The organism is Streptococcus sp. CF4-3, from assembly GCF_024295385.1.
GTDB lineage: Bacteria > Bacillota > Bacilli > Lactobacillales > Streptococcaceae > Streptococcus > Streptococcus infantis_I.
The window spans coordinates 1-15,320 of record NZ_JANCPN010000005.1; the positions used below are offsets into that span (position 1 = coordinate 1).

The following is a 15,320-nucleotide window of genomic DNA, read 5'->3' on the forward strand; positions in this document are numbered from 1 at the left end:
AGATTCTTTACAAATAGTGGAGCGATGAAGACAGGTTGGCTCAAAGAAAATGGACTTTGGTACTATCTAGATAAGGATGGTATCATGCAAACAGGCCTTCAAGAGATAAATGGGGCACGCTATTACCTCAATGCAAGTGGTGCCATGGAAACTGGTTGGAAACAACTGAATGGTAACTGGTACTATTTCCAAACAAATGGTTCTCTCCTAAGAAATGGAACAAGTCCTGACGGGTACAAGCTCAATGCAGATGGAATTTGGACGACTGTTACAACCGAGGAAACAACTCAGGAACAAACTGTGGCAAAAAGTCAGGGGCACATTTTCGAAACAACAGAAGTTGAGAGAACTCAACAAACAGAAAGCTTATCTGTTACATCTGAGGAAAAAAATTAGTCTACTGAACCTAAAACACAAGCGAGCCAAGAATAGAATTAAGTTTCTAACTGATTTTTAATTAATTTTTTCTACAATAAAAACACCTATAAAGCTTAAGCTTTATAGGTGTTTTGTTAACTTCGTTTGATTTTTGCACGAACTAGATCTAGTGCATAGTGAAGGGTTTTATCCTTAATTACAAAGAGAGCGAAAGCATAATAGATTGCACATCCGGCGATTGTTGATGCCACCATGCTGAGCATAGCCATATTCACTGTGTATGAATGAACTTGGAAGAGAATTTTACAGATATAGTAAATTGGAATAAAGCCTAGTGACACAATTGTGTAGCGAGTTAATGTTCCAAAAATTTCTTTCAAATCCAAGAGTTTATGCTTCTGAATAAAGCGGATTTCAAGTAGAACCACAATTGCCTCAGCAATAATCGTTGTCCCGATGTAGTAGGCAGGAGTAAAGATGTTGTTGAAAAGGAGTAGAGAGTTTAGGATGACATTGACACCGCCCCCCATAAAGTAGAAAGCTGTTAATCGGTTTTCATGGTCATTGATAAAGATAATTTGCTTTCCAAGGATTAATTCGATAGCCCAGATAATGGTTCGAAAGGCAAAGACGCTTGTTACAATTCCTGCTTCTATATATTTCTCAGAAGAGTAAATAACAGTCGCATAGGTTCCTAAAACCATGATTCCGATACTAGTCGGAATCATGAGGAAGAAAAAGAGAGATGCACCTTGGTTGACCAGATACTTATAAGAATGAAAATCTTTTTTTCCTAAGTAGTAACCAAGTCGAGGAATGCTGACATTGATAGCTCCACTCAGGACACTAGCAATCAGCATAACAATACTTGAAGCAATAGTGTAGTAGGAGATGTAATTCTCATCAGGTCCTTTGGTAATGAACATACGGTCTAGCAAGGTGTAGAGCATATTGGCATTTGCTAGAAGCAACATGGTTAGAAGAGGCTTAGATGCTTTGATGAGTTCAATAACTTCGATCTTGACAAAGGAAACTTCTCGTTTAATCCATAGGAAGCTGAGTAGATAGTTGATAATGGTTGTTGCACTCATGATTGTAGCATAAGGAACAATATCATCAGGTGTCCTAACGAAAGCGAAGATAGCGACTAACATTCCAATACGAATCACGAGTGTTTTATAAAGGATAAAAGAATAATTCTCATAGGCTTCATTCATCCATTCGATATTCAGAAATTGGAAGAGAGCTTGGATTCCAAGGATATAGTAAAGAATTTTTAGATTGACAATACTAGTATCAAAATAAATAAAGAGGAAATAGATAGCTGTTGTTACAACTGAAGTAATGAGCGAAATATAGAACAACTTAGAAAAGACATAATTAATCTTATTTTTGTCATCCTTTACTTTACTAATTGCTCGAATCCCATAATTGTAAATCCCAAAGGCAGCTAGTGGAATGACAAAGCTCGCCCAGGTGTTAGCTGTGTTAAAGTAGCCATAATTTGATTTACTAAGAATCCGCGTTAGATAGGGATTAGTAATCAGGGGAAAAACGATGTTTAAAATATTGACCAGCAAGCTGGCCAAAGCATTAACTTTTATATTTTTCATGGAACTTTCTTTCTTACATTCTAAAATAGATACTAGTATTATATCACATTCCAACGCCATTCTTTTGATAAAATCATTTAAATCTTGTATAATAGATAGAACTGAAAGTATGAGGTTACGAACTATGAAAATGAAACAAATCAGTGATACCACACTAAAAATCACCATGTCTTTAGAAGATTTGATGGATCGTGGAATGGAAATCGCAGACTTTCTCGTTCCACAAGAAAAAACAGAAGAGTTTTTCTATGCCATTCTGGATGAGTTAGAAATGCCAGATAGTTTCTTGGATACAGGTATGCTTAGCTTCCGAGTGACACCGAAGCCTGATAAGGTCGACGTCTTTGTAACCAAGTCTAAGATTGACCAAAATTTGGATTTTGAGGATTTGGCAGACCTTCCTGACATGGATGAACTAGCAAAAATGTCTCCAGATGAGTTCTTGAAAACATTGGAAAAGACCATGGCAGAGAAAACTAAAGAAGACATTGAAGCTATTCAATCTCTAGAGCAGGTTGAAAAAGAAGAGGAAGCAGCGATTGATGAAATTGCTGAGGTGGATGAAGGGAAAAGAGAACCTTATGTCTACTACATCCTACGCTTTGACGACTTAACTAGTTTGGTTTCTTTTGCGAAAACAGTTGATTACCAAATGGAGACTTCAGAACTTTACAAAATGAACGACCAATACTATCTAACAGTCTTGGTTGATGTAGAAGATCATCCAAGTATTTATCCAGCTTGGTTATTGGCTCGCATGCGTGAATTTGCAGATGATAGTGATATTAGCCGTTCAGTTCTCCAAGAATACGGTCAAATCATCATCAATCACGATGCCGTCCAAGGACTCCAAAAAGTTTGAAGTATTTGAAAAAAGACAGAGAAATAGAATTCTCTGTTTTTTCGTTTTAGATTTGAATTTGATTAGGTTTAGACTATACGATAATTTTTGTAAACTCAATTGAGGTGCTATAGATGAATACTTTCTATTACGTCACTTAGCTTGCTAAAATAATGAAAAAACGATATCATAGAAAGAAATAAGCGAGGTAAAGTATGGACCAAGGACATTTACAAAAAGAGGTAGAGGAAATCCTAGAAGATGTGTTGGCAAAGGCTTCTCTCCATGAGGGGGCTCTCTTTGTTTTGGGCTTATCTTCCAGTGAGGTGATAGGAGGACACATCGGGAAAGCCTCTAGTCAAGAAATTGGAGAATTAATTGTTAAAAGAATCTTAGAAATCTTATCAGCTAAAGGAATCCACCTAGCAGTTCAAGGGTGCGAACATGTTAATCGGGCCTTGGTAGTAGAACGAGAGGTTGCAATCAAATACAATCTTGAGATTGTTAGTGTTCTTCCGACACTGAACGCTGGAGGATCAGGGCAATTGGCGGCCTTTCGCTATATGAAAGACCCAGTTGAGGTCGAATTTATCAAAGCTGATGCAGGGCTCGATATTGGAGATACGGCTATTGGGATGCATATCAAACATGTTCAAGTACCGATACGTCCAGTTTTGAGATCAATCGGTCAAGCCCACGTAACTGCCCTCGCTAGTCGTCCCAAGCTTATTGGAGGGGCGCGTGCCCAATACCCACAAGATGCTATTAGGAAATTGTAAAATGGAAAAGAAACATATTGAAAAGGTTATAAAATATTCTATTAGAAAGTTCTCTGTTGGAGTCGGTTCTGCTGTTATCGGAGCCGTACTTTTCGGTGCTAACAACCTCTTGCTTGATCCAGTAGTGGCTAATGAAGTTTGTGAGCCAAATCAGGTACACTATCGTTATTTAGCAGAGCAAGAGCTAACAGAAGCTGAAAAGGCCCTTATTCATAAGGAACTTCCTTCTGATTTAAAACAAGATGATGTTGTTTATCTTGTTTACCGAAGGAAAGCCACTATTTCTCAGGAATTACCAAAAACTGGAAGTAAAGAGCTAGGTCTCGTTGGTTTTGGCTTTGCGACAGCTGCATTAGCTGTACTAGTGTTCTCTAAGAAGCGACCTAATAAGATAGCAGGTATTCTTTTTATTGGTGCACTTGGAGGTAGCTACTTCATTCCTCAGACTATTCAAGCTTTTGAAAATCAAATTCTTTTATCTTATAACCAAACAATTTCTGCTTGTAGTCAAGAAGATTTAGCCAACGGAGTTATTCAAATTGATGGATATGACTACATTGGTTACTTCAAAGAAGCTGATTTGAAGGTTTCAATGCCTGAAAATAATCAAGGCAATAACTTGATTACAGATAAAGTGACACAAGAAGCTCGTGAAGGCGAATCACTTGTTCAACCAGAGCTTCCAACCTACAGCGAAGAGACTACAACTACAGCAACACAGGGAGAAACTCAAGGAAGCGAATCTCTCGTTCAGCCAGAACCTCCTGTTCATACAAGTGAAGAAACAACAGAGAGCACCCAAGAAGAAGCTCCTATTGGTGAATCCCCTGTCAAACCAGAGTCTCCAGCCCAACCAGAGAATAGTACAGCTAAGGGTACTCAAGAAGAAGGTCATGTAGGCGAATCTCCAATCCAACCGGAATTACCAGCCTATACAGGAGAAGTAACAGCCAAGGGCACTCAAGAAGAAGGTCATGTAGGCGAATCTCTTGTCCAGGAAGAACTTCCAGCCTATACAGGAGAAGTAACAGCCAAGGGTACTCAGGAAGAAGGTCATGTAGGCGAATCTCTAATCCAACCGGAATTACCAGCCTATACAGGAGAAGTAACAGCCAAGGGTACTCAGGAAGAAGGTCATGTAGGCGAATCTCTAATCCAACCGGAACTCCCAGCCTATACAGATGAAGTAACAGCTAAGGGCACTCAAGAAGAAGGACACGAAGGTGAACCTCTCATTCAACCGAGCTTGCCAGAATACAATGTGACTGAGTCAACTGTGACTGAAACAGAAACTGTTACAATTCCATATTCTACAGAATACCTATCGGATTCTAATCGCTATACAGACGAAGAAAGTGTTGTTCAAAAGGGTGAAGTTGGTAGTCAACTCATACATCGTGTCTATAAAACTGTAGATGGGGAGAAAGTTGGCGAAGCTATCACCACTAGTACGGAAGTTGTTAAAGCTCCTGTAGCTGAAAAAATCAGTCGCGGAACCAAAGCAATTGAAGGCCAAACCGAAGAAGTTTCTGTTGAAGAAGTTCCTTTTAAAACGATAACGGAACAAGATTCTAGTCTACTCAAGGGAACTGAAACAGTTGCTCAGGTTGGTAAGAATGGTAAGAAGAAAATTACTAAAGTCTACAAGACTATCAAGGGTGTGAAAACTGCAGATGCACCTACTGTTTCAGAAGAAGTTCTTGAACAGGCACAAGACCACATTATCAAAAAAGGTACTAAGGAATTAGAAAAACCTACTCTAACATTAACTAAAGTTGATACAGAAGAATTGAATCGAAGTGCAAATGCAACTTATAGCCTTAAAAAACCAGATGGAGTGACTATCAAATCTATTCAAGCAGTGTTGAAAAAAGGCGATCAAGTTATTAAGACATTTGCTATTTCAGAGTCTAATCTTGCGACAGCTTTAGCTGATTTAGATTATTACAAGGATTATACACTTGCAACGACCATGGTGTATGATCGTGGTAATGGTGACGAGGAAGAAGTTCTTAAGGAAGAACCATTGAGAATCGACCTTAAAAAAGTTGAAGTCAAAAATATTAAGGAAACAAGCTTAATCAGTGTGGATGACCAAGGTAATGAGACCGATAGTAGTCTCTTGTCCGAGAAACCATCGAATGTTAAGCCATACTACTTAAAAATTACGACTTACGATAACAAGGTTACGAAACTAGCTGTTGATAAAATCGAAGAAGTTACTGTAGATGGAGATAAACTATACAAGGTAACTGCAAAAGCACCAGATTTGATTCAACGTACTGCAGAAAATCGTTTCACTGAAGAGTATGTACACTATTTGCCTAAACCAAAAGCTCATGAAGGTGATGTGTATTACGACTTTTATGAACTTGTAAAAGCTATGCAAGCAAATCCTACTGGTACCTTTAAGCTTGGTAGCAATATGAATGCTAATAATGTACCACCGGCTGGCAAATCTTATGTAACCAATGCCTTTAAAGGTTCATTAGGAAGTACTGATGGTAATAAATTTGCTATTCATAATATCACTAGACCATTGTTTGGAAACATTGAAGGTGGTTCTGTTAAGGATCTCTTATTGGAAAATGTCAATATTGATATGCCTGGAGTTGATCGAGTAGCTCCAATCGCAGGTGTTATCAAAAACAATGCAACTATTGAAAATGTCAAAGTAACCGGAAGTGTTGTTGGTAACAATGATGTAGCTGGTATTATCAATAAAATTGATGGTAGTGGAAAAGTAAGTAATGTCGCCTTTATCGGTAAACTTCACGCTGCTGGCAATAGAGGAGGCTATTTAGCTGGTATTCTTGGTGAAAACTGGAAGGGTGTTGTTGAGAAAGCATACGTTGATGCTGAGATCACTGGTAATAAAGCAAAAGCTGCAGGACTAGTCTATTCATCTCAAAATGGTGCTAATAACTACACGATCGGTACAGAAGGGGTCCTAAGAAATTCAGTTGCTAAAGGTTCTATCGAACTGAAAGAAGCCGTTCAGTCTGGTGGATTGCTGGGTACTAACTGGGCCTTAGGTACTATTGAAGACAACATCACTATGATGAAAGTCAAAACAGGTGAGCTGGTGTTTGGTCACTCAGATATTGATGCTGACGACTACTTCACATATTCAAGAACCAAACGTAATTATAGTGTTGATGGCGTGAGTGAAGGTAAAAAATCCTTTAACAATTCACGTAAAATTCCAAGTATCTCACTGGCTGAGGCCGAGAAGAAAATTGAAGCAATGGGAATCACTGCTGATAAATTTACCAGCAGCAAACCTATTGAAGACAAGCTTAATAACAGTCTAAACAAAGACGATCAGTACAAAGCAATTGATAGTTATGATACGAATCGTGAGCTAGCTTACCGTAATATCGCAAAACTTCAACCTTTCTATAATAAGGAGTGGATTGTAGACCAAGGTAATAAATTAGCCGCAGGAAGTCCTCTCTTGACTAAAGAAGTATTGTCTGTAACTGCTATGAAAGGCAATACCTTTGTGACGGAATTAGCTGATGCTGATCATATTATGATCCACTATGCAGATAAGACAAAAGATATCTTTACCATTTCACCTAAAGATTCAAAAGTGAAACAAGTGAAAGAGTATGGTATTGCAGAACTTGGTGAAGTTGTTTATACTCCGAATATGGTTGACAAGGACCGTCGTGATCTCATCAATGCTATTGTTGAAAAATTAAGTCCTGTGGAATTACAATCTGACCCAATCTACACGCACCTTGGTAGAACTGGTCCAAATAAAGTTAATGCTATTAAGAACCTTTATCTTGAAGAAACCTTCAAAGAAGTTAAGGATAATCTTACTAAATTTGTGAAACAGTTGGTTGAAAATGAGGATCATCAATTAAACACAGATGAAGCTGCTAAACGTGCTTTGATCAAGAAAATTGATGATAACAAGGCAGCGGTTCTCCTTGGACTATCTTACCTTAACCGTTATTACGGAGTGAAGTTTGATGATTTCAATATCAAGCAACTCATGTTGTTCAAGCCAGACTTTTATGGTAAGAATGTAAGTGTATTAGACCGTTTGATTGAAATTGGTTCAAAAGAAGATTATGTCAAAGGGACTCGTACACACGATGCCTTCCGTGAAGTAGTTGCTAAAAATACTCTTTCTGGCAACCTAAATGACTTCCTGAAATATAACATGGAACTCTTCACAAAAGATACAGACTTGAATGATTGGTTTATAAAAGCAACTAAAGATAATGTCTATATCGTGGAACCAAAAACAACAAATCCTGATTTTGCTGATAAGAAACATAGAGCTTACGAAGGCTTAAATAACGATATGCATGGCAAGATGATTTTACCACTCTTGAACTTAAAAGATGCCCATATGTTCTTGATTTCAACATATAATACCATGGCCTACAGTTCATTTGAAAAGTATGGTAAGAACACTGAAGCAGAGCGTAATGCCTTCAAAGCTGAAATTGATAAGGTTGCTAAAGGACAACAGAATTACCTAGATTTCTGGTCACGTCTATCTCTAGATAAAGTACGTAATCAGCTCTTGAAGAGCAATAATATGGTTCCAACACCTGTACTGGACAACCAGAATTATAAAGGCATTAGTACTGATCGTTATGGCCATACAAACAGTGGTAAAGATGTGGCGCCTATCCGTGAATTGTATGGACCTACAGACCGTTACCATGCGACTGATTGGCGTATGGGAGCTGTGGCTCGCGTTTATGCGAATCCATATAAGGATGATTCTGTCTTCTTTATGGTGACGGACATGATTAGTGATTTTGGAGTATCTGCCTTTACTCATGAAACAACTCACGTCAATGACCGAATGGTATACCTAGGTGGCTCAAGACACCGTGAAGGAACGGATCTTGAAGCATTTGCTCAAGGAATGTTACAAACTCCGTCAGTATCAAATCCAAATGGTGAGTACAAAGCCCTAGGTCTCAACATGGCTTATGAACGTCCAAACGATGGAAATCAATGGTATAACACCAATCCAAATGACCTTAAATCACGTGACGAAATTGATCGTTACATGAAGGGATATAATGACACTCTCATGCTTCTAGATTATCTTGAAGGAGAAGCTGTCCTCAATAAAGCAAATCAAGATTTAAACAATGCTTGGTTCAAGAAGGTCGATAAGCAATACCGAGGAAATAACACCAAGAACCAATTCGACAAGGTTCGACCTTTAAGTGATGAGGAAAAAGCTATTCCTTTACGCACAGTAGATGACTTAATTACGAATAACTTCATGACCAACCGTGGTCCAGGTAATAGAGTTTATAATCCATCTGACTTTGATTCTGCTTATGTGAATGTTCCAATGATGACTGGTATCTATGGTGGTAATACAAGTGAAGGTGCTCCAGGAGCGATGTCATTTAAACACAATACTTTCAGAATCTGGGGTTACTATGGCTACGAAAAAGGCTTCCTGAACTATGCTTCTAACATGCTAAAAGCTGAATCTAAAAAAGCTGGTAAAGATACTCTAGGTGATGACTTCATCATTAACAAGATTTCTGAAGGAAAATTCAACAACCTTGAAGAATGGAAGAAAGCTTACTTCAATGAAGTTGTAACAAGTGCCAAAAATGGAATTCAGTCTATTGAAATTGATGGTAAAACATACAATAGTTATGAAGACTTGAAACGAGCATTTGCTGAAGCAGTTGATAAAGATAAGGCTACTCTAAGTAATGGTTCTGTCAAATTTGACAACACCGTATCACTTAAAGAAAAACTCTTTAAGAAACTTCTTCAACAAACAGATAGCTTTAAAACTTCTATCTTTAAATAATCAATTGACTCTCACCTGCTTAGCAGGTGGGAGTTTTTTGTGCAAGAAAAGATGCCTTATTTTCTAAGCAGATTTCAAGTATTTTTAGGATGCTAGGTATATAATAGAGCTATAATACAATATCTATATTCATATGATGAGTGAGAAAGGTGATGAAGATGAAAAAATGGCAAACATCTGTATTGGTCTGTGCTAGTTTGCTTTGTCTATCGGCTTGTAAAAACCAGTCAGCAAACCAGGCTGATAATCAGAGTGGAGACAAACAAGGGCAAGTTAGCTCTCAAATGGCAAAACAAGGGGAAGAAGTTCCAGACTTTGAGCTCACTGGAGTTGATGGAAAAACGTATCGTCTATCAGATTACAAAGGCAAAAAAGTCTATCTCAAATTTTGGGCATCTTGGTGCTCTATTTGTCTAGCCAGCCTCCCTGATACCGATGAACTGGCAAAAGAAGCTGGCGATGACTATGTCATCTTGACAGTGGTTTCTCCTGGTCAAAAAGGGGAACAAGCAGAAGAAGCCTTCCAAAAATGGTATCAAGGATTGGACTATAAAAATCTCCCTGTCCTTCTAGACCCTTCGGGAAAACTCTTAGCAAGTTACGGAGTCCGTTCTTATCCGACTCAGGCCTTTATCGATAAAGAAGGCAAACTAGTTAAGACCCAGCCAGGTTTTATGGACAAAGAAACTATTTTAAAGACTTTAAAAAGTATAGATTAGAGGCTCATCATGAATGATAAATTAAAAATAATTGTATTCATAGGAATCATCATTTGCGTTATTATCGGATTTTTATTTCTTTGGGAAAAAAGAAGCGCTAGCTACACCGATACCTCTCAAATTGAGAAGGCAGCAGTTAGTCAAGGGCAAAAAATCACGAAAAAAACTGAGCCAAGTAAAGATGCTGACCTACATGAAATCTATCTTGCGGGAGGCTGTTTCTGGGGAGTTGAAGAGTATTTTTCAAGAGTAGCAGGTGTGACAGATGCTGTTTCTGGCTATGCGAATGGCAGAGGAGAAACAACCCAGTATGAATTGATCGGCCAAACAGGCCATGCTGAGACTGTTCATGTGACCTACGATGCCAATCAAATTACTCTAAAAGAGATCTTGCTCCATTATTTCCGCATTATCAATCCAACTAGTAAAAATAAGCAGGGAAATGATGTGGGGACTCAGTACAGAACGGGAGTTTACTATAAGGATGAGCAGGACCTAGAAGTCATCAATCAAGTCTTTGATCAAGTTGCTCAGAAGTATGACCAGCCTCTAGCGGTTGAAAAGGAAGCCTTAAGAAATTTTATCGTAGCTGAGGACTACCACCAAGACTATCTCCAGAAAAATCCTAATGGATATTGCCATATCAATGTCAATCAAGCATCCTATCCTGTTATTGATGCGAGTAAATATCCAAAACCGAGTGACGATGAATTGAAAAAACTCCTCTCTCCTGAGGAATATGCAGTGACTCAAAATAGTCAAACAGAACGGGCCTTTTCAAATCGTTACTGGGATAAATTTGAAGCAGGCATTTATGTAGATGTAGCAACTGGAGAACCTCTCTTTTCTTCGAAAGATAAATTTGAATCGGGTTGTGGTTGGCCAAGTTTTACCCAGCCTATCAGTCCAGATGTTGCGACCTATAAGGAAGACAAGTCTTATAATATGGTCAGAACAGAAGTCAGAAGCCGAACTGGTGATTCTCATCTAGGACATGTCTTTACAGACGGGCCTCAGGACAAGGGAGGGCTTCGCTATTGTATTAATAGCCTGTCTATCCGTTTTATTCCAAAGAATCAAATGGAAGAAAAGGGTTATGGTTATTTGTTAGATTATGTTGAGTGAACGTGATATTCTTAAAAATAGTTTACTAAAAATGTTTTGGATTCATATTTGATTTTTTTAGAAGTGTTGACTTTAATATTTGAAGCCTAATTGCTCTTAAATAAAGATATTTTTAAATAAAAGAAAAAAATTATCAAAAAACGATAAAAAAGTGTTGCATTTCAAAAAAATTATGCTATACTAGATATATCGATAAACAATAATAAGTTTTCGAGTAGTAACAAAAAGAGCTCATTTGTTGCTAAAACAAAAATACTTTATAAAAGAGGAAATCATCATGAAAAAAACTACATCAACTAAAATCGTAAACTTTGCTAAATCACTTGTTACACTAGGCTCTAATTTCGGAATCTTTACCCTCAGTTTCTTTAGTATTGCATCATTAGTTCTTCTCCTTGGTCAATTTGATATCAGCCAACTAATGCCTGAAGGTGGAGAGGTAACAAGGTCAGGCTACGAAGCGTGGGGAGGGGTTAATGCCTTTGTTCTAACCTTTGTTGCCGGTAATACACTTCTGACTTATGGCCTTATCAAATTAAAACAGTTTGCTAAGAACTTTAAGGAAAGCGATCTTTTTGAAGATACAACCATTTCATTCTTGAAAAAAGGTGCAGTTCTAATGACACTAGTAGGAGCAATCCAAGGTATTACAGAACTTATTCTTAACCCAGCTCATATTATTTTTAACTTCTCGATTGCAGCATTTTTGTTTATTGCTAGCTTGGTGCTTACTTCAATCAAAAATCAATTTTCAGATAAAGTAGCATAATGCATGTACGTAACACTTACTAATATTGTATAATATAGTAGAGATTAGAAACGAGGTTTTGAAATTAATGTCTAAGAAAAATTCCTACTTACCATTTGCTTTAGGTTTTATTAATATCCTACTTTTTATCTTGGGAGTGTCTTTGGTTATATCCATCCTTTTAACAGTTTTCAATGTAACTGAGATTAACCTATTTAACCTTGGGACTATTTCCTTAAAACCTGATATGGTGAATACTTCAATTCTAGTGAGTGCTTTGTCCTTTATCAATAGCTTTATCATTCTGTTTGTACTATTTTGTGTTAGACAGTTCTTCCAAAATATTATTCATGAACAGATTTTTACAAGTTATAATGTCAAACTTGCTAATCGTATCTCTATTTCCCTCTTTATTGCCTCATTTCTAGGAGATGGTATTTTGACACTCAATGGTTATTCATTTCTAAATATAACTTTCATGGTTACTGCTCTCGTTGTTTGGACAATTGGTAAAGTCCTTGAAAAAGCAAACGAAATTGCAGAAGAAAATGAGTTTACAATTTAGAGAAAGGAGAATATCACATGATTGTTATTAATCTAGATGTCGAATTAGCAAAGAAAAAAATGCGTTCAGGAGATTTAGCAGAACGTGTAGGTATTACTCCCGCAAATCTTTCAATACTGAAAACAGGTAAGGCTAAGGCTATACGTTTTTCAACACTAGAAGCCATTTGTAAAGAACTTGGTTGCCAACCTGGTGATATATTGGAATATGTGCCAGATTAAAAAGTGGTTCAGCATAAGCTGAACCTTTTTATTTTGTTAAATTATATAAAGAATTCTAAAACATTTCCTGATAATCTGATAAAAAATACTGACTAGATAAATTCTAGGGACCTTCTTATTTATGGTATACTTAGGATATGCATAGAAAAACAGTGATTGATTTTAGGGCTTTGGGCGAGAGATATACCTTTACCCAGCCTATCAAAGAGTTAAAAACCAGAGATTTAGCAAAAGTAGCAGACTTGCTGGCACAAGTGGAAAGCTACCAAGAGCAGGGCTATTATGTAGTTGGTTATGTCAGCTATGAGGCTGCGCCAGCTTTTGAGGAGAAGTTAGCGGTTCACGAGGGTCCCTTGTTAAGAGAGTATCTCCTCTATTTCACTATTCATGATAGTGTAGAAAAATCCAGTATCCCTCTGACTTATGAGGAGGTGGATTTGCCATCAAATTGGCAGGAAGTAACATCTGCTGAGGACTACGAAAAGGCTATTGCCCAAATTCACCATCATTTACGACAAGGCGATACTTATCAGGTCAATTATACGGTCCAACTCAAACAGAATTTAAGTGCCAATCCTTTTGCTATCTACAATCGTATGGTGGTGGAGCAGGAAGCGGGATATAATGCCTACGTAGAGCACGATGATATGGCAGTGATTTCCATGAGCCCTGAACTCTTTTTTGAGCAAAATGGTCGTGAGTTGACCACTCGTCCTATGAAGGGGACTACTAAACGTGGTCTGACTGACGATGAAGACTTGAAAGAGGCCACTTGGCTGGAACAGGATCCCAAAAATCGTTCAGAAAACATGATGATAGTGGACCTCTTGCGAAATGACATGAATCGTATTTCTGAGGTTGGTAGTGAGCATGTGGAGCGTTTATGCCAAGTAGAGCAGTATTCTACAGTTTGGCAGATGACTTCGACTATCAAGAGTCAGTTACGACCGGATGTTGATCTAGTAGAAATCTTCCGTTCACTCTTTCCATGTGGCTCCATCACAGGAGCTCCCAAGATAGCGACCATGGAAATTATCAAAAACTTGGAACCGCAAGCTAGAGGAGTTTACTGTGGAACTGTTGGCCTCCTACTTCCCAATGGACGACGGATTTTCAATGTAGCTATTCGAACTATTCAACTGCATGGAGGGCAAGCTATCTATGGTGTCGGAGGTGGCATCACTTGGGATAGTACTTGGGAGTCAGAATACCGTGAAGTCCATCAAAAGGCAGCTGTTCTTTACCGAAAACAACCTCGTTTTCAATTGATTACGACAGGGAAAATCAGCCAGAAAAAATTGCTCTTTGAAAAGCAACATCTAGAAAGATTGAAAAAGGCTAGTCGTTATTTTGCCTTTCCATTTGACCAAGAAGTTTTGAAACAAAAAATAGAGAAGGAGTACCAGTCTTGTGGCGTCCATCAAGATTATCGGATACGAATCAGTCTCAGCAAATCTGGAGAGATTGAAATTGAACGACAAGTATTGACACCGCTTAGCTCTAGTTTTTGTCAGGCCAAGCTTTGTCAGAAAGCAGCTGATTTGGAGCAGGCCTTTACCTACTTTAAGACGACACACCGACCACATTTGACAGTGGGAGAGCAGGAAATCATCTATCACACTGCTGATGGAAAATTACTTGAAACCTCTATTGGGAATCTGGTCTTAAAAATGGATGGCAAGCTCTATACACCTCCTAGTCAGCTAGGTCTTTTACCAGGAATTTATCGCCAGCATTTACTTGAAATCGGGCAGCTGGAAGAGAGGGTCTTAACCATAGAAGATTTGAAGCAAGCAGAAGTCATCTATGGCTGTAATGCAGTGAGAGGCTTGTATGAGTTGTCAGTAAAGGAGGACTAAATGAAACTAATATTTTTACACGGTTTAGGACAGTCAGCATATAGTTGGAAAGAAGTTCAGGATTTTCTCGCAGATTATCCCTCTGAAGCCCTAGAGTTATTCCCTTCCGGAGTTGCTACCTACCAAGAAGCTAAGGAGCACATTTATCAGCACTTGTCAGAGGAGACAGAACCTTTTGTCTTAATCGGTTTGTCCTTAGGGGCTGCACTTGCATTGGAGCTTTCAAGTTCTGATATATCAAATCTTCAGGCCTTGGTTTTGTCAGGCTGTCCACTGAAACTAGCGGGTAACATTCCTTTTTATATTCAGTTGCTGATATTTAAATTGCTTCCCAAAAGGATATTTGAGAAACAGGGAGCAGATAAGGCTCTTATGGTTGGAGTTTCTGAGGAATTAAAGACACTTGATTTAAGAGAGATTGCAAGGAATTGTCCCTATCCAAGCTTGTTAATTTGTGGTAGTCAGGATAAGCCTAATCTCAGTTCAATGAAAGCTATTCAAGAACTGATGCCAAATTCCCAGTTCCAGATTATCCCTGAGGGCCCTCATATCTTGAATAGGGCCAAACCAAAAGAGTTTGCAGAAATAACTAGAAGTTTTCTTGAATTGCTGAAATAAGTTTGATAAAATAATATCGAGATTAATATTATAATTTTT

Annotated in this window: 11 protein-coding genes and 1 pseudogene; 11 read left to right on the plus strand and 1 reads right to left on the minus strand. The window is 38.1% G+C overall.

From position 1 onward, the window contains the following. Positions 1 to 396 (plus strand): annotated as a pseudogene (locus tag NML75_RS05650) (MBL fold metallo-hydrolase); the annotation flags it as partial. Between the two features lie 116 nt (positions 397 to 512). Here the strand turns inward: NML75_RS05650 and NML75_RS05655 are convergent. Further along, on the minus strand, positions 513 to 1,991 hold the full coding sequence (locus tag NML75_RS05655) for an oligosaccharide flippase family protein (RefSeq protein ID WP_225750592.1): 1,479 nt from the start codon (positions 1,989 to 1,991) through the stop codon (positions 513 to 515). A 124-nt stretch (positions 1,992 to 2,115) separates the two neighbouring features. Here NML75_RS05655 and mecA point away from each other — a divergent pair, with 124 nt between their 5' ends. The 10 genes from mecA to NML75_RS05705 all read left to right on the plus strand — a co-directional run bounded on the left by mecA (position 2,116) and on the right by NML75_RS05705 (position 15,281). After that, positions 2,116 to 2,853 carry an adaptor protein MecA gene (gene mecA, locus NML75_RS05660; RefSeq protein WP_004252273.1) on the plus strand — a complete coding sequence of 246 codons (738 nt, stop codon included), beginning with the start codon at positions 2,116 to 2,118 and terminating at the stop codon, positions 2,851 to 2,853. Between the two features lie 194 nt (positions 2,854 to 3,047). Then, positions 3,048 to 3,611, plus strand: coding sequence for a TIGR01440 family protein (locus tag NML75_RS05665; protein WP_004252274.1), 564 nt, complete (start codon positions 3,048 to 3,050; stop codon positions 3,609 to 3,611). A 1-nt stretch (position 3,612) separates the two neighbouring features. Then, the gene (locus NML75_RS05670; protein ID WP_254733556.1) at positions 3,613 to 9,426 is read left to right on the plus strand and encodes a ZmpA/ZmpB/ZmpC family metallo-endopeptidase; all 5,814 of its coding nucleotides are present in this window, start codon (positions 3,613 to 3,615) and stop codon (positions 9,424 to 9,426) included. A gap of 158 nt (positions 9,427 to 9,584) precedes the next feature. After that, positions 9,585 to 10,145 carry a TlpA family protein disulfide reductase gene (locus NML75_RS05675; RefSeq protein ID WP_254733555.1) on the plus strand — a complete coding sequence of 187 codons (561 nt, stop codon included), beginning with the start codon at positions 9,585 to 9,587 and terminating at the stop codon, positions 10,143 to 10,145. Positions 10,146 to 10,154: 9 nt separating this feature from the next. Then, the gene (msrB, locus tag NML75_RS05680; RefSeq protein ID WP_254733554.1) at positions 10,155 to 11,270 is read left to right on the plus strand and encodes a peptide-methionine (R)-S-oxide reductase MsrB; all 1,116 of its coding nucleotides are present in this window, start codon (positions 10,155 to 10,157) and stop codon (positions 11,268 to 11,270) included. Between the two features lie 277 nt (positions 11,271 to 11,547). Continuing rightward, a complete protein-coding gene (locus NML75_RS05685) occupies positions 11,548 to 12,039 on the plus strand; it encodes a hypothetical protein (protein ID WP_254733553.1) in 492 nt (163 codons plus the stop codon). A gap of 67 nt (positions 12,040 to 12,106) precedes the next feature. Further along, a complete protein-coding gene (locus NML75_RS05690) occupies positions 12,107 to 12,583 on the plus strand; it encodes a DUF2975 domain-containing protein (protein ID WP_223333387.1) in 477 nt (158 codons plus the stop codon). 17 nt (positions 12,584 to 12,600) lie between these two features. Continuing rightward, positions 12,601 to 12,804: a helix-turn-helix domain-containing protein gene (locus NML75_RS05695; protein ID WP_004252288.1), complete on the plus strand. Its 204-nt coding sequence runs from the start codon at positions 12,601 to 12,603 to the stop codon at positions 12,802 to 12,804. A 137-nt stretch (positions 12,805 to 12,941) separates the two neighbouring features. Next, positions 12,942 to 14,663 carry an aminodeoxychorismate synthase component I gene (pabB, locus tag NML75_RS05700; RefSeq protein ID WP_254733552.1) on the plus strand — a complete coding sequence of 574 codons (1,722 nt, stop codon included), beginning with the start codon at positions 12,942 to 12,944 and terminating at the stop codon, positions 14,661 to 14,663. Further along, positions 14,664 to 15,281, plus strand: coding sequence for an alpha/beta fold hydrolase (locus tag NML75_RS05705; protein WP_254733551.1), 618 nt, complete (start codon positions 14,664 to 14,666; stop codon positions 15,279 to 15,281). The last annotated feature ends 39 nt before the right edge of the window (positions 15,282 to 15,320 follow it).